This is a genomic window from Kitasatospora sp. NPDC004240 (genome assembly GCF_053603215.1).
Map to the genome: position 1 here is coordinate 20,842 of NZ_JBSGFD010000021.1, position 22,411 is coordinate 43,252.

Sequence of the window (22,411 nt, forward strand, 5' to 3'; positions counted from 1 at the left end):
CGGCGCTCGCACCACCCCGAAGTGGTCGTCACCGTAACCCGCGGCCCGGATGATTGATTCCGGAACGCAATCATCTGCATGCGCAGCGTAGTTTCGCGCGCCGGTCCGCGCTCCCCCTCGCTCCCCCTTCCTCAGCTCGGAGGTGGCTTCGCCATGCCCGCCCCTTTCTCCGTCCGGCTCGAACGCCACCGTCGAATGACGTCCATCGCCCGGGGTTTCCTGCGGGCCTATCTCGCGGGACTGGAGACCGGCGAACAGTACGCCGATGTCGGCGAGTTGCTGCTCGGCGAGCTGTTCGCGAACGCCGTGCGGCACGCGAAATCGCCGGCGGACCGGCTGGTGGAGTTGCGGTTCGCGGTGGCGGGAGGTCAGCGGTTGCGGATCGAGGTGCACGACGCGGGCGGGGGGCTGCCGTCGCTGCGGGAGGTGTCGGAGGAGGACGAGGGCGGTCGCGGGCTGTTCCTGGTGAACGAGCTGGCGGAGCGCTGGGGCTGCACCGCGCGGCCGGGCGGGATCGGCAAGGTGGTGTGGGCGTTGATCGCACCGGCGCACGGGGCGCAGTCGGAGCCGCAGGTGGGGTACGGGGCGGCGCACGCGGTGATCATGGCGTGAGGGGGACGCGGCGCACGCGCTCCCCCGTCCGTCCGAGGTGGGGTTTGGCTCAAGGGATCGGGGATGGCCGCCGATGCCCTCGGTGGTGCGGGGCCGAACCGACGGGCCCGCCGTTTGCCGGAGGACTTGAGGATCATGGATGTGAATCGCGGGATGCGTGCCGTCGGAGCCGGTCTGCTGGCGGTGGCACTGGCCGCCGGGGCGGGTTGGGCGGTGCAGGCCAGTGCGGAGGAGATGGTGCCGGCGCGGGACGACAGCCAGGCGGCGATCAGGGCCATCCCCGGATACCAGGTGGTGAAGCTGCCCAACGCGAACGTGCCGAACTTCCAGCGCCGTACGGTCAGTTGCCCGGCGGGCAAGCGGGCGCTGGGCGGCGGGGCCGAGGCTCAGGGCAATGACGCGATCCTGGTCGGCAGTTTCCCGACGGACGATGGCACCGGCTGGGTCGGCCTGGGTCGCCAGAACGCGTACAGCACCGTGGGCATCAGCGTGTACGTGGTCTGCGCGTCCATGTGACACGGAGGAACGCGGGAGCGGGGCGGCGGTCGTGGCGACCGCCGCCCCGCGGCGCGTTCAAGGGCTTCGGGGCGGGTCCGGGCGGGATCAGGACGGGCGCGGGCCGACGCCGTGGAGGAGGGTGTCGACGATCCTGGTGGCGAGCGCGTCGGGGTCGGTGACGGGGTCTGCGGCGGCGTCCGGGCCGTGCAGGGCCTCGCCGATGAGGGCGTAGAACACGCGGCGGACCCATTCGAGGTCGGCGTCGGGGGCGATCACGCCGAGCGTCTGGATGCGGCCGAGGAGTTCGGTGCAGCGCCGGGCGATCTCCTCGTGCGTCCGGACGGCGTCCTCGCTCTGGACGGCGGCCGGGCCGAGGGCGAAGCCCCAGGCGCCCTTGACCCGCAGCACGTTGGCGGTGGCCCGGTGCAGGGCGACCAGCGGCGGGGCGGTCTCGGGGTGGCCGTCCTCGATGGCCTGGGCAAGCTTGGCGGCGCCCTCGGCGGCGAGGGCGTCGATCAGGGCCTGCCGGTTGGCGAACCGCCGGTGGACGGTGGTCCGGGTGAGGCCTGCGGCCTCGGCGATCTGCTCCATGGACGCGGCCGGGTTCTCGGCGAGGACGCGTTCCGCGGCCGCCAGGATCGCGCGGACGCTGCGTTCGGCGTCGGCCCGCAGGGGGCGGCCGGCCGTCTTGCTCATCTCTCACCCTCCAGCTCGGTCGTCCCCAGAGACGGTACAGCGCGCAGCTAAGAGATACATAGGTGTTGCAGATATCAGGAAATCAGCTACTCTCATGTTGCAGTTACAGCGCTTCACCGCGAGAAACCGAGGGAAGGGGCACCACCATGCGCACCACCGCTCTGATCACCGGCGCGTCCTCCGGACTGGGCGCGGAGTTCGCCGCGCAGCTGGCCGGGCGCGGCCACGACCTGGTCCTGGTCGCCCGCTCGGCGGACCGGCTGGAGGCCCTCGCCGAGCGCCTCGCCGACGCCCACGGGGTGAACGCCCACGTGCTCGTCCAGGACCTCTCCGAGCCGGACGCCGCCCGCCGGATCGCCGCCGAACTGGACGGACGCGGCCTGACCGTGGACGTCCTGGTCAACAACGCCGGCTTCGGCACCTGCGGCCGGTTCGAGGAGATCGACGAGCGGCGCGACCACGAGCAGCTGATGGTCAACGTCGTCTCGCTGGTCGACCTCACCCATGAACTGCTGCCCGGCATGCTCGCCCGCGGCCGCGGCTCGGTGATCAACGTGGCCTCCACGGCCGCGTTCCAGCCGACGCCGTACTTCGCCGTCTACGGCGCGTCCAAGACCTTCGTGCTCAACTTCAGCCTCGCCCTGCGCCAGGAGTACCGGGGGCGCGGCATCCGGGTGCTCGCGCTCTGCCCGGGGCCGGTGGAGACCGGGTTCTTCGAGGTCATCGGGACCAGGAAGGCCGCGGTGACGGGGTCGTTCAGCCAGCCCGGACCGGTGGTCCGCTCCGCGCTGAAGGCGCTGGACGGCGACCGCGCGTACGTCACGCCGGGCCTGAGCAACGCGGTGAACGCCCATCTCGCGCCCCGCCGGCCGCGGACGCTGGTCGCGGCGATCGCCGAACGGGTCTCGCGCGGCGTCCGCGACGCCGAGAAGGGCACCCAGGAAAACAAGCGGCGGACGGCCGCCTGAGGCTCACCGTCCGCCGGGCCCACCCGGGCCATCAGGACCTAGTCGGCCTGCGGCCAGTCCCAGCCGAGCTGGAGGAAGAAGCCGAGCCGGTCGCTGACCGCGCGGATCTCGGAGATCCTGCCGTCAGTCAGGGTGAAGATCCAGATCGCCTCGACCTCGAAGCTCCGGCCGGTCGGCTCCGGCATCCGCGGGTGGGTACCCCCGTGGACACCGCTCTGGGTGACCCGGGCGACGACCCGGTCGCCCTCGGCGATCAGCTCGTCGACCCGGACGTGCAGCGGGTCGAAGGCGGCGAGCTGCTGGCGCAGGCCGTCGAAGGCAGCGCCGGGCTCGTCGACCTCCCCATGGATGATCTTGTTGTGGTCCACGACGTCCTCCGCCAGGAACCGCGGCAGGTCCTCCGGCCGCCGCTCGCTGACCGCCTCGAAGAACCCCAGGACCGTCTTCTTGTTCTCGTCCACCATGGTGGCCACTCCCCCGGATCTCGGTGAATCGATGATCGTTCGGGGCCAGAGCCTAGCCAGAACATGATCAACAAAGGGCAAAGCCGCAGGCAAAGGAGCCACCGATGAGGCATCGCCGCTCAGGCGTCGTCGCGGCCGCGGAAGGCGCGGCGGTACTCGCGGGGGGCGACGCCGACGCGGGTGGTGAAGGCCGGGCGCAGGGAGGTCGCGGAGCCGAAGCCGACGCGGGTGGCGACGGTGTCGACGGGGAGGTCGGTCTCCTCCAGCAGGCGCTGGGCGGTGAGGACCCGCTGTTCGAGCAGCCAGCGCAGCGGGGTGGTGCCGGTGGCGGCGGCGAAGCGGCGGGCGAAGGATCGCTCGGACATGTGGGCCAGGGCGGCCATCCGGCGGACCGTCCACGGGGTGTCCAGGGCGGCGAGGACCTCCGTACGGGCGCGGGCGAGCGGGTCGTCCCGGTCGCCGGCCCCCTCGGGGACGGGCGAGGGGATGAACTGGGCCTGCCCGCCGGCCCGGAAGGGGGCGGTGACCATCGCGCGGGCGATGGTGGCGGCGGTCTGCTGGCCGTGGGCGGCGCGGACCAGGTGCAGGCAGAGGTCGATGCCGGCGGCGACCCCGGCGGAGGTCCACAGGCCGTCCTCGCCCGTGAACAGCACCTCCGGCCGGACGTCCACCGCCGGGTGGCGGCGGGCGAGTTCGGGGGCGAGGGCCCAGTGGGTGGTGGCGCCGCGGCCGTCGAGCAGGCCGGCCTCGGCGAGGACGAAGGCACCGGCGCAGAGCGAGGCGATCTGCGTCCCGCAGGCGTGGGCGGAGCGCAGGGCGGCCAGCAGGGCCGGGTCGCGCTCGGCGACGGGGTCCTCGGGGCCCGGTACGACGATCAGGTCGCAGCCTTCCAGGCCGTCCAGTCCGACGTCCGGCACCCGCTCCAGCCCGCCCGCGAGCCGCACCCTGGAGTCCCGCGGCCCGCAGACCCGCAGGTCGAAGGCGGGCAGGCCGGGGCGGCTCTCCCGGTTCGCCCAGACCTCGCCGATCACGGCGTAGTCGAAGGGCCGGACCCCGTCGAAGATCAGGCAACCCACCGTCCGCATGACCGGAAGCGTAGTGGCAGGAATCAAGCGATGGGTGGCTCCACCGCCCATCACGGCCGCCGTCCGGCCGGGGCCACGATGGATTCATGACGAACACCGACGCATTCGACGCCCCGCTCACCATCGACCAGGACGCCGTCCTGGTGGTCATCGACGTCCAGAAGGGCTTCGACGACGCGGCCTTCTGGGGCCCGCGGGACAACCCCGACGCCGAGCGGCGCATCACCGAGCTCACCGACGCCTGGCAGGCCACCGGCCGGCCGATCGTGATCGTCCGGCACGGCTCCAAGGCGGGCCCGCTCCAGCCGGGCACCCCGGGCTACGAGCTGAAGGACTCGGTCGCGGACGTGCCGGCCGACCTGCGCGTCACCAAGACGGTCAACTCGGCCTTCTACGGCACGCCGGACCTGCACGCCTGGCTCCAGGAGCGCGGCGCGCGGCAGGTGGTGATCGCCGGGATCATCACCAACGTGTGCAACGAGACCACGGCGCGGATGGCGGGCAACCTCGGCTACGACGCGGTGTTCCCGGTCGACGCGATGCACGCCTTCGACATGGCCGGCCCGGACGGCGTGACCATCCCGGCCGCCGAGCTCGCCCGCGCCACCTCGGCCGTGCTGCACACGATGCGCTTCGCCAAGGTGGTCACGACGGAGGCGGTCGTCACGGCCGCGACGGCCGCCCGGCCCGCGGCGCTCAGCCGGTGACGCTCCCGCCAGTGAAGGCTCGGTCCGTGACGCTCACCCCCTGACCCGGAACAACTGCTCGTAGGCCCCGCCCTCTGCCACGTTGAGCAGCGTGAAGGCCTCCCGGCCGGGGCCGATGGCCACCTCGCGCAGCCGGGCCAGCGCCTGCGCCTCGGTGGGGAGTTCGCGCAGGCCGAGGGCCTCCGCGGCGGCCGCGGCGATGCCCGGCCAGGCCGGCTCGTCGGCCAGGTACTCCTCGGCGGCCTCCCGGGACTCCTCGACCGTGAAGCCGGGGCAGTCCCGCCACCACGGCACGACGAGCAGCAGGCCGATCAGTTCCGGCAGGCCGACCGCCAGCAGCCCGGCCTGGCCCTCGGAGTCGGCGTACAGCACCGGACGCTCGTCGCCGCCCTCCCCGCACAGGAAGTACGTCCCGCCGGAGCCGTCCCCGGCTATCGGCTCCAGGCGCTCGCCGGAGGCCAGCACGACCTCCTCCACGTGCTCGGTCGCGTCGAGGTCGAAGTCCCCCGGCCAGAGCAGGGCTTCCACGGCGATGTCGTTGGCGCGGACGGTGCTCAGCAGTGACGTCGTCATGCGGTCAAACGTAACCGCCCCCGCCGACAGTCCGGCGGGGGCGGCCACGACGACCGACTCCGGATCAGCCCTTCTTGGCGATGAAGTCGTACGCGCCCTTGGCGACGTCGTCCAGGTACGGACCGGCCTGGAACTTCGGCTCACCGGTGTGCTTGCCGACCGAGACGTTGCTGACCAGGGCCGGCTTGCCGTCCTTGACGGCCAGCCAGCCACCGCCGCTGGAGCCGCCGGTCATGGTGCAGCCGATCGCCAGCATCGGCGGGCGGGACGGCTCGTACGACAGCCGGACCGGACGGCCGCTCTCGCAGCGGTTCAGCTCCATGCCGTCGTACGGCGGGGCGGCCGGGTAGCCGTACTCGGAGATGCTGAGCTGGTCGCGCGGGGCGTTGAACCAGACCGGCACCGCGCCGCCGACCGCCTCCTCCAGGGACTTCCCGGCCGGGGGCTGCACCCGGATGATCGCGAAGTCGTAGTGGGTGGCCGCGTCGCCGGTCTTGCCGCCCTCGGCCTTCCACTGCGGGGAGGTGACGGCCTGGGTGGCCGGCCAGACGCCGTACGGGGCGTACTGCGACTCGTCGGCGTCCTTGCCCTTGCTCAGCGAACCGTTGCTGTTGAAGGCAGGGATGAAGGTGATGTTGCTGTAGAAGTTGCCGCCCTTGCCCTGGTGGACGCAGTGGCCGGCGGTCCACACCAGGTTGCTCTTGCCGGGGTGGGCCGGGTCGGCGACCACGGTGGCGGAGCACTGGTTGTGGTTGAGGCCGCCGGCCTGGTTGGCGCCGGTGCCGGGGGCGTCCGCGAAGAGCTTCCCGTGCATCGCGACCTTGGTGTACGGGTGCGGCAGCGGCTGGGCGTTGACGGTCTTCGGCAGCTCGTCGTTGCCGTCGTCACCGGGCTGGGCCGGGGCCTGGGTGGCCGGGGCCTGCGTGGCGGGCGCCTGGGTCGCCGGGGCCTGGCTCGGCGCCTGGGTGGCGGGCTTCTGGGTGCTGGACGGCTTCGGCGCGGGCTGGGTCGGGGCCTTGCTGCCGGGGGCCGGGGTGCCGGGGGCCTGGGTGGCGGGCGGCTGGCCCGTCGGCGGCTTGGGCGCCGGCGGCGGGAGCGGCTCGTCCGGCTTGGCCTGGAGCAGCTTCTCCAGGGTCCAGAAGCCCTTGGCGGCGGCCGGGAGGGCGTAGTCCTTCGCCCACTTCTCCCAGTCCTCGAACTTCCACTTCTTGAGGTCCTCGAGGTTGGCCGGGAGGCCGAGGTTCGGGCCGGCGGCCGCCGGGCCGCCCGGTCCGGCGGCGTCATCGGAGTTGTTCTCCGGGCCGCAGGCCGAGGTGGCGAGCAGGCTCAGCGTGAGCACCGAGGCGCCGAGGGCGGCCCGGGCGGTGCGCTTGGTGCGGCGTGCGGTACTGCCTGACGTTGACATGAACTCTTGTTCCCCCTGTGTGAAAACGTGCGACGCCACCTCGATGACGCCAGCACTGCGCGGGGGAGTATTCCACTAGCCGTCAGGCCGCGTGCCACCAGGGCCGTCCCGAACGCCCCGCCCGCCCCTTCCGTCCCGGTCGCGCGGGGCGGGTCCGGCGGGCCGGATCGGGCGGCCGGGTCAGCGCCCGACGCGGCCGTCCAGCTGCTCGCGGAGGATGTCGGCATGGCCCGCGTGACGGCCCGTCTCCTCGATCATGTGGACGAGCACCCAGCGCATCGAGGGCGCCTCCGCGCCGGGGCGCAGCGAGCGCACGCCGGGGCGGTCGAGGTCGGGGTTCACCGCGATCACCTCGTCGGCCCGGGCGATGGCGGCCCGATAGGCGGCCACCGCCCCCTCCGCCGTCTCGTCGCCGGGCGAGGGGACGTCGTCGTCCCAGGGCTCGACGTCGTCGCCCCGGTAGGCCCACAGGAACCAGTTGAGCTCCACGGCGGTGAGGTGGCGCACCAGCCAGAGCAGGCTGGTGCCCGAGGCCACGCCGGGGCGGCGGGCCTCCTCGTCGGTCAGGCCCGCGGTCTTGGAGATCACCGCCTCGCGCAGGTAGCCGAGGAAGGTGCGCAGGGTGGTCGCCTCGTCGGCGTTGAGGCCGGGCGGGCGGACGTCGCTGCGCTTCCGGGCGGCCACCGGCGGCACGGGGGACCCAGGAGCCGGAGGGGCGGCGGCGGTCGCGGGGGCCGCAGGAGTCACGGCGGCGGGGGTCACGGGAGTGGTGTCGGTCACGGCCGCCACCCTACGACCGGCCGGAGGAGGCCCCGCCCGTCGATCCGACGGAGGGTCAGATCCGCTCGGTGTGCAGCCAGTCGGCGAGCAGCTTCGCGCACTCGTCGACCGACTCGCGCCAGGTGCGGCCCGCGTCGGCGCCGGCCTCGTCGCTGACGTGCTTGATCAGCCGGATCGGGACGCCCGCGCGGGCGGCCACGGTGGCGAGCGCGTAGCCCTCCATGTCGACCAGGTCGGCGCGCTCGGCGAGGCGGTCGCGGGCGGCCGGGTCGGAGACGAAGAGGTCACCGGTGGCGAGCACCGGGCCGGCGTGGTCGCCGAGCGCTATCGGCGCGCCGTAGGTGCGGCCGGTGAGGGCGTGCAGCACCGGGGTGTCGAGGTCGTGCTGGAGCACCTGGGAGACCTCGTGGGTGCCGGCCCAGCCGGGGCGCAGGGCGCCGGCCGTACCGAGGTTGACGATCACCGACGGGTGCTCGCCGCCGGCCAGGACGGTGGCCAGCGCGGCGGCGGCGTTGATCTTGCCGATCCCGGTGAGCAGCACCGGCAGCCGTTCCCCCAGGTGAGCGGCCTCCTCCCGGACGGCGACGACGAGCAGCGGGCGGTCGGGGGAGATCGTTCCAATCAGACGCATGCCGCCCATGGTACGGACCCTCGGCCTCCACCCCGGGGCCGCAAGCGGACCCCTCCCCTCCGGCCCCTCGGGGGAACCGCGTAGGGTGCCCCCGGCGTCACTCGGGGAGCCCCCCGACCCTGTACCCCGGGCGGCATCCCCGCACGGCCGGACGGACACGTGCCACCGCACACGCACCGCCGGGCACGCACCGCCGGGCACGCACCGCCGGGCACGCGCCACCGGGCACGACCCCGCGTACGGGTACCGCACGCGGGCGCACACACCAGCACCGCACGGCACGCACGGAACCGAAGCAACACCGCACGACGCGACGCGGCACGACCGCGGGCGCGGCACGGAGAAGCTCAGGATCGGCGCAAGTCACGTGTGATCGCCCAGGGCGGCGGCCATACTGCTGGCAACGGCCGGGCCCCGGCTCGACGGGGGCGGCCACAGGGGAGGGTGGGGGACGGGGTGGCGACACCAGTACGGACGGAGGAGGCGCGCACGGTCGCGCCGCCGCCGGGCACCGCGGCGGCCGTCCGGGCCGACCTGCGGGCCCGGCTGGAACGGGCCACCCGGACGGCCCCGGGCCGCCTGCGGCTGGCCGGCGCGCTGCTGGCGGCGCTGACGCTGGCGTTCGGGGCGCTCACGGCCTGGCAGGCCGACTCCCGGGCGCGGGCCGCGGAGCGGGTGGTCTCGTACAGCCAGCCGCTGAGCCAGGCGGCCGCCGACATCCGGCGCTCGCTGGCCGACGCGGACACCACCGCGGCGACCGGGTTCCTGCTCGCGGGCGCCGAGCCCAAGGGCGTGCGGGAGCGCTACGAGGCGGATCTGGCGACGGCCTCCCGGCTGATCGCGGAGGCGGCGGCGCGGACCACCGCGGACTCCCCCGCGCAGCGCTGGCTGTCCGACCTGAACCAGCAACTGCCCGTCTACGCGGGGCTGGTGGAGAGCGCCCGGGCCAACAACCGGCAGGGCTACCCGCTCGGCGGCGCCTATCTGCGGTACGCCTCCGAGCAGATGCGCTCGGTGCTGCTGCCGGCCGCCGCCTCGCTGGCCGCGGCCGAGGAGCAGCAGCTCGCGGACGACTACCGGGCGGCGCGGGCCACCCCGTGGGCCTCGTACGAACTCGGGGCGGTGGCGCTGGCGGCGCTGGGGGTGGTGCAGCTGGTGCTGTTCCGGCGCACCAACCGGGTGTTCAACATCGGCCTGCTGGGCGCCACCGCGGCCGTGCTGGGGGCGCTGCTCTGGCTGACCGGCGCGGGGCTGGCGGCGGACGCCGCGCTGCGGGAGGGCGAGCGGGAGGGCACCGGGCCGCTGCGGGCGGTCAACACCGCCCGGGTGGACGTGCTGAGCGCGCGGCTGGCGGAGAACCTGCACTACGTCGCCCGCGGCTCCACCGCGCGCTACGCCGGCATGTGGTCGACCACCGCGGGCCAGCTGGAGGCGCCCGGCAAGCCCGGGACGGGCAGCCTGGCGGAGGCCCTGCGGCTGGCGCCGGCGCAGGCCGCGGACCCGCTGCGGGACGCGCAGGAGCACTTCACCGAGTGGCGCGAGCGCCACGACGCGGCGGCGAAGCTGGAGACCGCGGCCGACGGCGGCTACCAGGCGGCGCTGGACGCCACCGTGACCGTGGACCCGAAGCGGGCCCCGGACACCGCGGACGCCGCCTTCAAGGCCGTGGACGAGGAGTTGGAGCGGTCCGCCGCGATCGAGCTGGCCCGGTTCCGGGAGGCCGCCGGCGGCACCGACGGGGTGCTGCGCGACTCGGCGCTCGCGGCCGGGGTGTTCGCCCTGGTGGCGGCGGCCGCGGCGGTGCGGGGCCTGGGCCGGCGACTGGCCGAGTACCGGTAGAGGGGGGACGGGGATGAGGCGAGTGACGAGGACCCGCGGCCGCTCCGCCGTGGCGGTGGCGCTGCTGGCCTGCGCGGCGGCGGTGCTCGGCGCGGGCAGCCCGCAGGGCGCCGTCCTGGCGCAGCAGACCGGAGCGCAGCAGACCGGAGCGCGACAGGCCGGGACGGCAGCACAGCAGGCCGGGCCCGGCAGCGCGCCGGTGGGAGAGCGCGCCGGCGCGGCGCCGGCCGCCGACCCGGGCTGCGACCTGTACGGCAGCGTGCCGCCGAGCGGCGTGGACGGGCCGTCCGTGCTGGCGATCAAGGCCAGGGGGAGCCTGGTCATCGGCGTGGACCAGAACAGCTACCGCTGGGGCGCCCGCAACCCCGACACCGGCGCCATCGAGGGCTTCGACATCGACCTGGCCACCGCGATCGGCACGGCGATCATCGGCGACCCGGACAAGGTGAAGCTCAAGGCGGTGCCGACGGCCGACCGGATCAAGTTCATCCAGGAGGGCCGGGTCGACCTGATCGTCCGTACCATGACCATCTCCTGCGACCGGCTGCAGCAGGTGGCCTTCTCCACGCCGTACTTCACCATCGGCCAGCGGGTGGTGGTGCCGAAGGCCTCGCCGGCGCGGACCATCGACGAGGCGGTGAACGGGCGGACCGTCTGCGCGGCGGCGAGCTCCACCGCCGAGACCGAGCTCAAGTCCCGCCCGGCCGTGGGCAGGCTGGTGTCGGTGGAGAACCACCTGGACTGCCTGGTGCTGATGCAGCTCGGCAAGGTCGACGCCACCATGACCGACGACGGCCTGGCGGCCGGCCAGGCCGCCCAGGACCGGACCGTCCGGGTGGTGGACGGGGAGGTCCAGCCGGCCGTGATCGGGGTCGCGATGCTGAGGACCAGCCCCGACCTGACGGCCCGGGTGAACCAGGTGCTCGCCGACTACCACGCCAGCGGCGCCTGGCAGAACTCGTACGAACGGTGGCTGCGGCCGTACATGCGGGGCGAAGCCGAGCACTACTGGCCGGTCGCGCCCCGCTAGGGTCGGATCACGACCGGAACCACGCGCCACGGAACCACGCACCACGTGACCGGGGCCCGCGACGGAGAACACGGAACAGGGAAGGGGACACGACGGTGGCAGCATCTGCCGGCCCGGTGATGAGCCGGGAGGAGGTGGACCGCACCCTGGCACGCCTGGGCGAGGAACGCGACGCGGTCGAGGCGGCGCTGCTCTCGCTGCAGGACCACCCGGGCCTGCGGCTGCTGGACGGCGCCGAGCTGGCCGGGCGCACCCAGGAGCGCTGGTCCGTCGCCGGGCAGGGACTGCCGCTGCTGTGGGCCCTGTTCGACCGCTACTCGGAGGCGCTGGCCTCGGCGCGCGCGGTCCGGGCCCGCAAGGCCCGCCCGGGCGGGCCCGAACTCGCCGAGCTGAGCGAGCTGCTGACCGGGCCGGCGGTCACCGTGCCCGGCGGCGCGTTCCCGGACGGTCCGCAACTGCTCGGCGCGCCCGCCAAGTTGGTCGAGCGGATCAGCCTGGCCGACCTGATGGCCCGGATGAACTCCTGGTACGCCACCGTGCTGGAGGTGGTCAGCGCCGTCGACGCGGTCTGGTCGGCGCTGCCCACCCGGATCGACCTGCTGCTGGCCGAACTCGGCCGGGTGCGCACCCTCGCCGCCTCGCTGGGCGCACGGGTCGGCACCCACCCGATCGGCGACGACCTGGCCGGCCTGGAGCACGACCTGACGGAGCTGCGCGGCGAGGTGCGCGGCGACCCGCTGGCGCTGTGGCGCCCGGCCCGGGTGCCGGCCCAGCGCGGCACCGTCCCGGACGGCGAGGCACTGGCCACCCCGTCCGGCGTGGTGGACACCGAGCGCTTCGACCGGGCCGGGCGGGCGCTGGACGGCGTCCGGCTGGAGCTGGACGACCTGCTGCGGCTGCGCGACGACGCCGAGGAGCGGCTGCAGTCCGTCGGCGACCTGCTCCAGCGGGCCGACGCGACGCTCGCCGAGGCCCGCCGGGCCCGCGGCGAGGTGCTGGCGAAGATAGCCGCGACCGAGGTCCCGGCGGTGCCCGGACCGGCCTCGGCGCTGCGCGAACGGATCGTGGTGGCCCTGGAGTTGCGCCAGAGCGGCCAGTGGCACCGGCTGGCCCCGCTGGTGGACGCGCTGGAGGACGCCGCCGCCAAGGAGCTGTCCCGCGCCCGGCAGTCGCTGACCGAGGTGACCCAGCCGCTGGCCGTCCGGGCCGAGCTGCGCGGACGCCTGGACGCGTACAAGGCGATGGCCGCGCGACTGGGGGTCGCCGAGGACCCCGAGGTGCTGGAGCGCTACGAGAAGGCCCGCTGGCTGTTGTGGAGCGCGCCCTGCGACCTGCGGGCGGCGGCGGGCGCGGTGGCCCGCTTCCAGCAGGCGCTGCGGCCCGCCGCGGCACCACCGCCGGCGGACGCGCCCGCGGCACCGGACGGGGAGCCGGCGGACGCGGGGGCGCCGGGGCACGAGCACGGACCGGACCACGGGCAGGACCAGGGACTGGGGGGCTGAGGCGATGGGCGAGGCGTGCGTACGGCCGGACTGCACCGGCAACGGGACGATCGACGAGGACGGCTACTGCGACGAGTGCGGCCTCGCCCCGGCGGGCACCTCCCCGGTACACACCTCCCCGACGGGCGGCCCGTCCACGGGTAGCTCGTTCGCGGGCAGCTCGTCCGCGGGCAGTCCGTCCGTACGGACCGGCACGGCCGGGAGCCCGGTCACGACCGCCGGGCCCGGCACGCCCTGCCCGCGGGACTGCGGGGGCACCATCGACGAGGACGGCTACTGCGACGAGTGCGGGCTGACCCCGCCCGGCGCCGACACCGGCCGCACCGAGCCGTACGTCCCCTCCGCCCGGGTCGCCCCGGACTCCTCGTCGCTGCGCTCGGGCTCCCAGCGCTCGGGCTCGGCCCGTTCGATGTCCGGCCGCTCGCGCTCGCACCGCTCCACCCGCAGCGGCACCGGCCGTTCGCTGTCGGTGCGCAGCACCCGGTCCACCGGCTCCTCCACCGGCCGGGGGCGGCTGGGCGCCGGGCTGGTGAGCGTCCCGTCGGTGCCGGCGGCGGACCCGGCCACGGCGGTGCTCGCCAACCCGGGGGTGCCCGAGCGCAAGCGGTACTGCTCCAGGTGCGACGGCCCGGTCGGCCGGGAGAAGAACGGCCGATCGGGCCGTCCGGACGGCTTCTGCACCAAGTGCGGGACGCCGTACTCGTTCACGCCCAAGCTGCGCCGCGGTGACCTGGTCGGCGGGCAGTACGAGGTGATGGGCTGTCTGGCGCACGGCGGGCTCGGCTGGATCTACCTGGCGGTGGACCGGCGGGTCAACGACAAGTGGGTGGTGCTGAAGGGCCTGCTGGACACCGGGGACGAGGACGCGCTCGCGGCGGCGGTCGCCGAGCGGCGGTTCCTGGCCGAGGTCGACCACCCGAACATCGTGCGCATCATCAACTTCGCCGAGCACCCGGACCTGCGCACCGGCGCCACCGACGGCTACATCGTGATGGAGTACGTCGACGGCAAGTCCCTCAAGGACATCGCCAACGAGCGCCGCACCCCGGCCGGGCGGCGCGACCCGCTACCGGTGGAGCAGGCGATCGCGTACGCGCTGGAGGCGCTGCCGGCGCTCGGCTACCTGCACGCGCGGGGCCTGGTGTACTGCGACTTCAAGATCGACAACGTGATCCAGAGCGGCGACTCGCTCAAGATCATCGACATGGGCGCCGTCCGCCGCCTCGACGACGAGGGCCCGATCTACGGCACCGTCGGCTACCAGGCGCCCGAGATCGCCGCCGACGGCCCCTCCCCCTCCTCCGACCTGTACACGGTGGCCCGCACGCTGGCCGTGCTCACCGTCGACTTCCCGGACTACAACACCACGTACCGCCACTCGCTGCCCGGGCCCGAGGAGGTCCCGGTGTTCGCCGCGTACGAGTCGTACTACCGCCTCCTGGTGCGGGCCACCGACCCGGACCCGGCCCGGCGCTTCGCCTCCGCCGGGGAGATGGCCGACCAGCTCACCGGCGTGCTGCGGGAGGTCCTCGCCCTCCAGGACGGGCGGCCGCGCCCGGCCCTGTCCAGCCTGTTCGGGCCGGAGCTGCGGGTGGTGGAGAGCACGGTGGTCGCCGACCCCGCGCGGCCCCGCGAACTGCGGGTCGCCCCGCTGAACCGCCGCGAGGCCGCCCTGGCGCTGCCCGTCCCCCGGGTGGACCCGGCCGACCCCAACGCCGGCTTCCTCGCCACCCTGGTCGCCGCCGACCCGCAGGAGGCGCTCACCGCGCTCGCCGCCGCCCCCACCGACTCGGTCGAGCGGCGGCTGCGCGAGCTGCGCGCCCTGCTGGAACTGGACCGCCGCGCCGAGGCGGACGCCGCGCTGGCCGCGCTGGAACAGGACCACCCCGACGACTGGCGGGTCATCTGGTCCCGCGGGCTGCACGCCCTCACCGGGACCGCCGGGGCCAGCGACGGCACCGCCGCGGAGGCCTTCGACGCGCTGTACGACGCGTTCCCCGGGGAGGCCGCGCCCAAGCTCGCCCTCGCGCTCTGCGCCGAGCTGCTGGAGAACCACGAGGACGCCGCCGAGTTCTACCGGCTGGTCTGGGGCACCGACCGGAGCTATGTGAGCGCGGCCTTCGGACTGGCCCGGGTCCGCCTCGCGGCGGGCGACCGGCCCGGCGCCGTCGAGGTGCTGGAGTCGGTGCCGGCCACCTCCAGCCACCACACTGCGGCCCGGATCGCCGCCGTCCGCGCCCGGCTGCGCGAACGGCCCGTCACCGACCCGCTGGCCGCCGACCTCGCGGCCGGCTCCGCCCAGCTGACCGCGCTGGCGCTGGACGCCCGCCGCCGTGAGGAACTGTCGGTCGAGGTGCTGGACGCCGCCCTGTCCTGGGTGACCGCCGGCGCCCCCGGCCCGACCGGCGACGCCGTCGGACTCACCGTGCTCGGACGTCCGGCGGTGGAACGGGAACTGCGCTTCGCCCTGGAACACTCCTACCGGGTACTCGCCCGGTTGGCCGACCGGGACGAGAACAGGATCGAGATGGTGGAGCGTGCCAACCGCGCCCGCCCCAGGACGTGGGTGTAGCCAATGCCGCAGCAGACCGTGTGCCCGAACTGTGCCGAGCCGCTGGAGCCGGAGGACGTCTACTGCGGCTCCTGCGGCACCGCCCGTGACGGGCGGTCGGCACCGGGCGCGATGCCCGTGAGCTGGGCCGCCGGCCACCGGGCGGACCACCGGGCCACCGACGAGCACGCGCCGACCCTCCCCAATCAGCCGACCGCGCCCCACCCCACCGGGCCGGCCTGCGTGCACTGCGGCACCCACGCCGTCACCGCCGACGGCTACTGCGAGACCTGCGGCGGCGCCCAGCCCCGCCCGCGCGACCACATGGAGAAGGCCCTCGCGGGCGTCGCCGGGGTCAGCGACCGGGGCGTGCGCCACCACCGCAACGAGGACTCCTTCACCGTCGCCGCCACCTCGCTGCCCGGCGGCGAACCGGTCGTGGTCGCCGTGGTCTGCGACGGGGTCTCCTCCTCCGACCGTCCCGACCAGGCCTCCGAGACCGCCGTCGACGCCGCCTCGGAGTCCCTGCTCACCTCGCTGGAGCAGGGCACCGACCCCGGCCAGGCGATGCGCCGGGCGATCGCCGACGCCGCCCGCGCGGTCGCCGGCCTCGCCCACGACGGCGTCCCGCCCACCCGGCCCGACGTCAACGCGCCCGCCTGCACCTACGTCAGCGCGATCGCCGCCGGCGGCCGGGTCACCATCGGCTGGGTCGGCGACACCCGCGCGTACTGGATCCCGGACGACCGGATCTCGGCCGAGCCGTTCCGGCTGACCCAGGACGACTCCTGGGCCGCCAAGATGGTCGAGGCCGGGCTGATGGGCGAGGCCGAGGCGTACGCCGACCCGCGCGCCCACGCGATCACCGGCTGGCTCGGCGCGGACGCCGAGGAGGTCATCCCGCACACCCTGGACTTCACCCCGCACGTCCCCGGCGTCCTGCTGATCTGCACCGACGGGCTGTGGAACTACGCCGAGGCGGCCACCGACCTCGCCTACTTCGTCCGCCAGGACGCCCGCACCGAACCGCTCGCGGCGGCGCAGACCCTGGTCAAGTTCGCGGTCGCGGCCGGCGGGCACGACAACATCACCGTCGCCGTGCTGCCGATCGACCCGACGAGGTCCGCGGCCACCGGGCCGGCGGCCGGATCGGCGGAGGCGGACGGGGACCGTACGGCCACCGCGCTGGACCTGCCCGTGGTCACCGCGGCCGCCACCGCCACCACGGCCGTCGACGACGAGGAGTACGACCCGACCCTCCCCGACCTGCCGGTGATCGGCTCGCCGGCCGCACCGCTGCACCAGGCCCCGCCCGCACCGCCGCTCCCCCCGCAGCCGCCGCACCCGCCGCGCTGACACCGGCGCACCCGGACCGGGGCGCACCGGGACCGGGCGGGCGGGCCGCCCGGGAGCGCCGCGGGGTGTCCGGGCGCGCCGGCCGGCGCGAACCGTACGAGCCGCACGACGAGCACGAGCCGCACGAGCACGAGTACGAGCACGACGAGCACGAGAGCACCACGACGTACCGACGACCACCGACGGGAGCCACCGGCCCATGGCAACGCTGGCCAAACCGAACCTGCCCAGGTTCGACGTGGACATCTTCCAGAACGAGTACCTCGCGGCCGGCGGCCGGGAGGTCAACGCCATCGTGACCGTCACCGCGACCGGCGGCGGCACCACCGGCGGCCGCCCGCTCGGCATGGCCGACACCACCGCGCCGGACACGCGGTCCTCCGCGGTGGTGATCATGGTCGACTGCTCGGGGTCGATGGACTACCCGGCCAGCAAGATGCGCGGCGCCCGCGAGGCCACCGCCGTCGCCATCGACACCGTGCGCGACGGCGTCGCCTTCGCCGTGGTCGCCGGCACCCACGAGGCCCGCGAGATCTACCCCGCCGACGGCACCCTCGCCGTCGCCTCCCCCGCCACCCGCGAGCACGCCAAGGAGGCGCTGCGCCGCCTCGCCGCGGCCGGCGGCACCGCCATGGGCACCTGGCTGGCCAAGGCCGACCAGCTCTTCCGCACCCGCCCGGACCTCACCATCCGGCACGCCATCCTGCTCACCGACGGCAACAACGAGCACGAGACCGCCGAGGACCTCGACCGCGCCGTCGAGCGCGCCACCGGCCACTTCACCGTCGACTGCCGGGGCGTGGGCACCGACTGGAGAGTGGACGAGCTGCGCCGGATCTCCTCCGCGCTGCTGGGCACCGTCGACATCGTCGCCGAGCCGTCCGGCCTCGCCGAGGACTTCCGCTCGATGATGGCCAAGGCGATGGGCAAGCAGGTCGCCGACGTCGCGCTGCGCATCTGGACGCCCGCCAACGCGGTGGTCCGCTTCGTCAAGCAGGTCGCCCCGTCGATGGAGGACCTCACCCACCGCCGCACCGACTCCGGCCCGCGCTCCGGCGACTACCCCACCGGCTCCTGGGGCGACGAGAGCCGCGACTACCACGTCTGCGTGGAGGTGCCGCCCGCCGCGGTCGGCAACGAGATGCTCGCCGCCCGGATCAGCCTGGTCCTGCCTCCCCCGCCGGCCGGCGGGGCGCCCGAGGTGCTGTCCCAGGGTCTGGTCAAGGCGTTCTGGACCGACGACCTGGCCGCCTCCACCCGGATCAGCCCCCAGGTCGCCCACTACACCGGCCAGGCCGAGCTCGCCTCGTCCATCCAGGAGGGCCTCGCCGCCCACCGGGCCGGTGACCTGGACCGCGCCACCGCCAAGCTCGGCGCCGCCGTCCGGCTCGCCCACGCGACCGGCAACGACGGCACGTTCAGACTCTTGCAGAAGGTGGTCGACGTGGTGGACGCGAAGGAGGGTACGGTTCGGTTCCGTAAGGACGTGAGCGAGGCCGACTCCAAGACCCTGGAGACCCGGTCCACCAAGACCGTACGCGTCAAGAAGTGACCGGGCCGAGGCCCGGCCGGACAATGCCCCAACTGGCTGAGAAAGAGGGGGGACCTGATGCCGATCTGCCCGAGGGGCCATGAGTCGCAGGCCGAGGACTGGTGCGACTTCTGCGGCTTCCCGATGACACCGCCGGCACCGCTGCCACCGCCGCCCGGTGGACACCCGGGCGGCGCGCCGGGCGCTCCGGGTGCTCCGGGTGTCGTGCCGCCGGGTGCCCCGGGCGCTCACGGCGGACCGGGCGCCCATGGTGCGCCCGGTGCTCCGGGTGCCCACGGCACTCACGCCGCGCACGGCGGACCGGGTGCCCACGGCGCCGTGCCGCCGCCCGCTCCGGCGCCCGCGTCGTTCGGGGCCCCCGGCGCGCAGGCGTACCCGGACATGACCGAGGGCCTGGCGGTCTGCCCGATCTGCCGGACCCCGCAGACCGGCCGGTTCTGCGAGGAGTGCGGGTACGACTACGACCTCGCCACCCCCTCGCGCCGCCAGCCGCCCGCGTACGAGCAGCCCCAGCCGCCCGCGCCCGGCCCGGCCCCGCTGAACATCCCGCCGTCGTACGGCGGCCCGGCCGCCCCGCAGCCCCCGGCCGCACCCGCGCAGCCCGCCCCGCCCCGGGGCGGCTACGGCTACCCGCAGCCGGGCGCCGCCGGCGGCTACCCGCCCCCGGCCCCGGCCCCGGAGGCGTACGAGCAGCCGCAGCCCCCGGCCTACGAGCAGCCGTCGTACGAGCAGCCCGCGTACGAGCAGCCGCCGGCCCAGCCGCAGCCGCCCGCGTACGAGCAGCCGCAGCCCCCGTACGAGGCGTACCAGGGCGGCGGCTACCCGGGCACCGCGGGCGGCGCGCCCGCCGCCGCGGGGGCGGCCCGGGAGGAGTCCGGGCCGGTCTACGCCCAGCCGGGCCGGACCGGGCGCGGCGAGGAGTTCGGCACCTCCTTCAACCTGGCCCCGCCGGTGCAGCAGCCGCCCGCGGCCCCGGCGGAGCAGGCCCGCACCACCTGGATCGCCGTGGTCTCCGCCGACCGCGACTACTTCACCGACATGATGGCCCGCAGCGGCCCCGAGGCGGCCGGGCTGTTCTTCCCGCCGTACTGCCCCGAGCGGCGCATCCCGCTCACCGGGCGCGGGCAGCTGCGGATCGGCCGGCGCAGCCAGCACCGCGGCACGGTGCCGGAGATCGACCTGTCGGTGCCGCCGGAGGACCCGGGCGCCTCGCACCAGCACGCGATGCTGGCCGAACAGGCGGACGGGAGCTGGGTGCTGGTCGACCAGGACTCCACCAACGGGACCACGATGAACGGCGGGGCCGAGCCGGTCGCACCGCACACCGCGATCCCGCTGGGCGACGGCGACCGCATCCACGTCGGTGCGTGGACCACCATCACGATGCACCGCGCCTGAGGGCACACGAAGGGGCCGGGCCACGCGGTCCGGCCCCCTCGTACGGCGCGGCCCGGGCCGCGTTGACCGGCCCAGTAAAATGATCATCAAATGATCTTCAAAAAAACGGCCCAGGCCCTGCCAGCGGCCCCCCGGTAGCCGTACGCTCACGGCACATGACTGCAGCTATATCCGCCGACGGGATCCGTCAGCGGTACGGGGACGTGCAGGCCGTCGACGGGGTGTCACTCACCGTCGAGGCCGGCGAATTCTATGGGATCCTCGGCCCGAACGGGGCCGGGAAGACCACCACACTGGAGATCCTGGAGGGGATCCGCAAGCCCGACGAGGGTCGCATCGAACTGCTGGGGATGGCGCCCTGGCCGCGCAATCCGAAGCTGCTGCCGCGCATCGGCGTGCAGTTCCAGGCCTCGGCGTTCTTCAACAAGCAGACCGCGCGCGAGACCATCCGCACCTTCGGTTCCTTCTACGGCGTCGGTGCCAAGCGGGCCGACGCCATGCTGGAGCGGGTCGGCCTCAGCGAGTCCGCCGGGGTGATGACCGACAAGATGTCCGGCGGCCAGGCCCAGCGCCTGTCCATCGCCTGCGCCCTGGTCCACGACCCGGAACTGGTGTTCCTGGACGAGCCGACCACCGGCCTCGACCCGCAGGCCCGCCGCAACCTCTGGGACCTCCTGCGCGACATCAACGCCGAGGGCCGCACCCTGGTGCTGACCACCCATTACCTCGACGAGGCCGAGGTGCTCTGCGACCGCGTCTCGGTGATGGACCGCGGACGGATCCTGCGCACCGGCGCGCCCGCCACCCTGATCCGCGAGATCGACGACACCGTACGGATCAGCGTGGAGTCCGGCCAGCTGACCGCCGACTCGGCACGCGCCCTGCTGGCCGAGGCCGGCGCCGAGACCGCCTCCGTCGAGGACGACGGCGTCTCGCTGGTCATCGCCACCCGCCTGCCCGGCCCGGTGCTCGCCGTCCTCGGCGACCGCAACGCCCTGCGCGGCCTGGAAGTGCGCGGCGCCACCCTGGAGGACGTCTTCCTCCAGCTCACCGGACGGGAGTACCGCGCATGAGCGCCGAGCAGAGCGGGACCACCCGGCAGGAGCCGCTGACCCCCGACGTCCCCGCCCAGCGCGCGGCCGCCCCGGCGGACGGCCCCGGGGGCCGGCCCACCGCGGCGCCCGAACGCGAGCGGACCAGCGCCTTCGTCAGCCTGTCCCGCGTGATGCTGGTCGCCTTCCTGCGCGACCGCACCGCGGTCTTCTTCGTCATGCTCTTCCCGCTGATGTTCCTGCTGCTCTTCGGCACCCTGCTGAAGGACGCCGGGACCTCCCACTCCAAGGTCGTCCAGGTCGGCGCCGTCCAGCTGCTCGACTCGGTGCAGGGCGAGGGCCGCGCCGAACTGGAGAAGGTCCTCACCATCAGCCGCGAGGACGACGAGGCCGCCGCGCTGGAGAAGGTCCGCAAGGGCGACCTGGACGCGATGATCAAGCAGGGCCCGGACGGGCAGGTCGTGCTCCGCTTCAGCGCCGCCGACCAGGTCCGCGCCGGCACCGTGCGGGGCATCGTCAACGCGGTGGTCCAGCAGGCCAATCAGGCCGCCACCGGCAAGCCGCCGGCCTTCGTCCTGGAGGCCTCGCAGGTCGAGGACGGCGCACTGAAGCCGATCCAGTTCCTCACCCCCGGCCTGCTCGGCTGGGCGGTCGCGACCGGCGCCGTGTTCGGGGCCTCGCTGACCCTGGTGTCCTGGCGGCAGAAGAAGGTGCTGCGCCGGCTGCGGCTGGCCCCGGTCAGCCCGATCTCGATCGTCGCCTCCCGGGTCGTGGTGTCGGTGGTGACCGCGCTCGCCCAGACCGCGGTCTTCCTGCTGGTGGCCACCATGCCGTTCTTCGGCCTGAAGCTCACCGGCGACTGGTGGCTGATCGTGCCGCTGGTGGTGTGCGGCACGATCGCCTTCATGTCGATCGGCCTGCTGGCCGGCTCGCTCGCCAAGACCGAGGAGGCGGCCAACGGCATCTCGCAGATCATCGTGCTGCCGATGTCCTTCCTCTCCGGCTCCTTCTTCCCGACCGACGACATGCCGGGCTGGCTGAAGGCGATCTCCGAGGCGCTGCCGCTCAAGCACCTGGTCACCTCCGCCCAGTCGGTGCTCTCCCGGGGCGGCGGCGTCACCGACGCGCTGCCCACCATGGGCGGGCTGCTGCTGTTCGCGGCCGTGCTCACCGCGATCTCCTGGCGGTTCTTCCGCTGGGAGGACGCCTAGGCACTCCCGTGGGGTCGTACGCCATTGGTCCCGGTGTACGACCCCACGGGCGTCTGCGACCATGGTCGGGTGAACGAGATCCGGCGTGGCACGCTCAGCGAGGAGACCTTCTACGACCAGGTCGGCGGGGAGCCGACCTTCCGGCGGCTGGTCCACCGCTTCTACCAGGGCGTGGCCGAGGACGAGTTGCTGCGGCCGATGTACCCCGAGGAGGACCTCGGCCCGGCCGAGGAGCGCCTGCGGCTGTTCCTCATGCAGTACTGGGGCGGCCCCCGCACCTACAGCGATGAGCGCGGCCACCCGCGGCTGCGGATGCGCCACGTCCCGTTCAAGGTCGACCGCGCGGCGCACGACGCCTGGCTGCGGCACATGCGCACCGCCGTGGACGAACTCGCGCTGTCCGCCGACGCCGAACGCCAGCTCTGGGACTACCTGGTGTACGCGGCCGCCTCGATGGTCAACACCGAGGGCTGAACCGGCGCCGCGGCACCGCGGATTGCC

The 22,411-nt window shown here is 74.6% G+C and carries 21 protein-coding genes; 14 read left to right on the forward strand and 7 right to left on the reverse strand.

Annotation, left to right across the window (positions count from 1 at the left end; genetic code table 11):
* Nucleotides 1-153: 153 nt before the first annotated feature.
* Both ACWEQL_RS08615 and ACWEQL_RS08620 read left to right on the forward strand, forming a co-directional pair.
* On the forward strand, nucleotides 154-612 hold the full coding sequence (locus ACWEQL_RS08615; RefSeq protein WP_452149451.1) for an ATP-binding protein: 459 nt from the start codon (nucleotides 154-156) through the stop codon (nucleotides 610-612).
* Between the two features lie 63 nt (nucleotides 613-675).
* Nucleotides 676-1,128, forward strand: a complete 453-nt coding sequence (locus ACWEQL_RS08620; protein ID WP_452149452.1) for a hypothetical protein — start codon at nucleotides 676-678, stop codon at nucleotides 1,126-1,128.
* 87 nt (nucleotides 1,129-1,215) lie between these two features.
* On the opposite strand, the gene ACWEQL_RS08625 is transcribed toward ACWEQL_RS08620, so the two are convergent.
* A complete protein-coding gene (locus tag ACWEQL_RS08625; protein ID WP_452149453.1) occupies nucleotides 1,216-1,806 on the reverse strand; it encodes a TetR/AcrR family transcriptional regulator in 591 nt (196 codons plus the stop codon).
* Between the two features lie 146 nt (nucleotides 1,807-1,952).
* Between ACWEQL_RS08625 and ACWEQL_RS08630 the strand changes: the two genes are divergently transcribed.
* Nucleotides 1,953-2,774 (forward strand): SDR family NAD(P)-dependent oxidoreductase, encoded by an 822-nt coding sequence (locus tag ACWEQL_RS08630; RefSeq protein ID WP_452149454.1) that lies wholly within the window; start codon nucleotides 1,953-1,955, stop codon nucleotides 2,772-2,774.
* 38 nt (nucleotides 2,775-2,812) lie between these two features.
* Here ACWEQL_RS08630 and ACWEQL_RS08635 read toward each other — a convergent pair whose 3' ends face one another.
* The gene (locus tag ACWEQL_RS08635; protein ID WP_452149455.1) at nucleotides 2,813-3,238 is read right to left on the reverse strand and encodes an ester cyclase; all 426 of its coding nucleotides are present in this window, start codon (nucleotides 3,236-3,238) and stop codon (nucleotides 2,813-2,815) included.
* 119 nt (nucleotides 3,239-3,357) lie between these two features.
* Complete coding sequence (locus tag ACWEQL_RS08640; protein WP_452149456.1) at nucleotides 3,358-4,323, reverse strand: GlxA family transcriptional regulator; 966 nt, start codon at nucleotides 4,321-4,323, stop codon at nucleotides 3,358-3,360.
* Between the two features lie 86 nt (nucleotides 4,324-4,409).
* On the opposite strand from ACWEQL_RS08640, the gene ACWEQL_RS08645 reads away from it, so the two are divergent.
* Nucleotides 4,410-5,030, forward strand: a complete 621-nt coding sequence (locus ACWEQL_RS08645) for a cysteine hydrolase family protein (RefSeq protein ID WP_452149457.1) — start codon at nucleotides 4,410-4,412, stop codon at nucleotides 5,028-5,030.
* Between the two features lie 33 nt (nucleotides 5,031-5,063).
* Here the strand turns inward: ACWEQL_RS08645 and ACWEQL_RS08650 are convergent, their stop codons facing one another.
* The 4 genes from ACWEQL_RS08650 to ACWEQL_RS08665 all read right to left on the reverse strand — a co-directional run bounded on the left by ACWEQL_RS08650 (nucleotide 5,064) and on the right by ACWEQL_RS08665 (nucleotide 8,419).
* A complete protein-coding gene (locus ACWEQL_RS08650) occupies nucleotides 5,064-5,603 on the reverse strand; it encodes a hypothetical protein (protein WP_452149458.1) in 540 nt (179 codons plus the stop codon).
* Nucleotides 5,604-5,667: 64 nt separating this feature from the next.
* The gene (locus ACWEQL_RS08655; RefSeq protein WP_452149459.1) at nucleotides 5,668-7,008 is read right to left on the reverse strand and encodes a hypothetical protein; all 1,341 of its coding nucleotides are present in this window, start codon (nucleotides 7,006-7,008) and stop codon (nucleotides 5,668-5,670) included.
* 180 nt (nucleotides 7,009-7,188) lie between these two features.
* Nucleotides 7,189-7,788, reverse strand: a complete 600-nt coding sequence (locus tag ACWEQL_RS08660; RefSeq protein WP_452149460.1) for a DinB family protein — start codon at nucleotides 7,786-7,788, stop codon at nucleotides 7,189-7,191.
* 55 nt (nucleotides 7,789-7,843) lie between these two features.
* Nucleotides 7,844-8,419, reverse strand: coding sequence for a nucleosidase (locus ACWEQL_RS08665; protein WP_452149461.1), 576 nt, complete (start codon nucleotides 8,417-8,419; stop codon nucleotides 7,844-7,846).
* Nucleotides 8,420-8,875: 456 nt separating this feature from the next.
* Between ACWEQL_RS08665 and ACWEQL_RS08670 the strand changes: the two genes are divergently transcribed.
* The 10 genes from ACWEQL_RS08670 (at nucleotide 8,876) to ACWEQL_RS08715 (ending at nucleotide 22,384) form a co-directional block, all read left to right on the forward strand.
* Nucleotides 8,876-10,258 (forward strand): hypothetical protein, encoded by a 1,383-nt coding sequence (locus ACWEQL_RS08670; RefSeq protein ID WP_452149462.1) that lies wholly within the window; start codon nucleotides 8,876-8,878, stop codon nucleotides 10,256-10,258.
* Between the two features lie 13 nt (nucleotides 10,259-10,271).
* Complete coding sequence (locus tag ACWEQL_RS08675) at nucleotides 10,272-11,288, forward strand: glutamate ABC transporter substrate-binding protein (protein WP_452149463.1); 1,017 nt, start codon at nucleotides 10,272-10,274, stop codon at nucleotides 11,286-11,288.
* Nucleotides 11,289-11,407: 119 nt separating this feature from the next.
* Nucleotides 11,408-12,790 (forward strand): hypothetical protein, encoded by a 1,383-nt coding sequence (locus tag ACWEQL_RS08680; RefSeq protein ID WP_452149494.1) that lies wholly within the window; start codon nucleotides 11,408-11,410, stop codon nucleotides 12,788-12,790.
* A 4-nt stretch (nucleotides 12,791-12,794) separates the two neighbouring features.
* Nucleotides 12,795-15,362 carry a tetratricopeptide repeat protein gene (locus ACWEQL_RS08685; protein WP_452149464.1) on the forward strand — a complete coding sequence of 856 codons (2,568 nt, stop codon included), beginning with the start codon at nucleotides 12,795-12,797 and terminating at the stop codon, nucleotides 15,360-15,362.
* A 3-nt stretch (nucleotides 15,363-15,365) separates the two neighbouring features.
* A complete protein-coding gene (locus ACWEQL_RS08690) occupies nucleotides 15,366-16,697 on the forward strand; it encodes a protein phosphatase 2C domain-containing protein (protein WP_452149465.1) in 1,332 nt (443 codons plus the stop codon).
* A 199-nt stretch (nucleotides 16,698-16,896) separates the two neighbouring features.
* Entirely contained in the window at nucleotides 16,897-18,249 is a 1,353-nt protein-coding gene (locus ACWEQL_RS08695; RefSeq protein WP_452149466.1) for a VWA domain-containing protein, read from the forward strand.
* A gap of 381 nt (nucleotides 18,250-18,630) precedes the next feature.
* Nucleotides 18,631-19,647 carry an FHA domain-containing protein gene (locus tag ACWEQL_RS08700; protein ID WP_452149467.1) on the forward strand — a complete coding sequence of 339 codons (1,017 nt, stop codon included), beginning with the start codon at nucleotides 18,631-18,633 and terminating at the stop codon, nucleotides 19,645-19,647.
* Nucleotides 19,648-19,802: 155 nt separating this feature from the next.
* Entirely contained in the window at nucleotides 19,803-20,720 is a 918-nt protein-coding gene (locus tag ACWEQL_RS08705) for an ABC transporter ATP-binding protein (RefSeq protein WP_452149468.1), read from the forward strand.
* Nucleotides 20,717-21,910 carry an ABC transporter permease gene (locus ACWEQL_RS08710; RefSeq protein WP_452149469.1) on the forward strand — a complete coding sequence of 398 codons (1,194 nt, stop codon included), beginning with the start codon at nucleotides 20,717-20,719 and terminating at the stop codon, nucleotides 21,908-21,910. Before ACWEQL_RS08705 ends, ACWEQL_RS08710 begins: the two co-directional genes overlap by 4 nt.
* A 69-nt stretch (nucleotides 21,911-21,979) precedes the next feature.
* Entirely contained in the window at nucleotides 21,980-22,384 is a 405-nt protein-coding gene (locus tag ACWEQL_RS08715) for a globin (protein ID WP_452149470.1), read from the forward strand.
* Nucleotides 22,385-22,411: the final 27 nt, after the last annotated feature.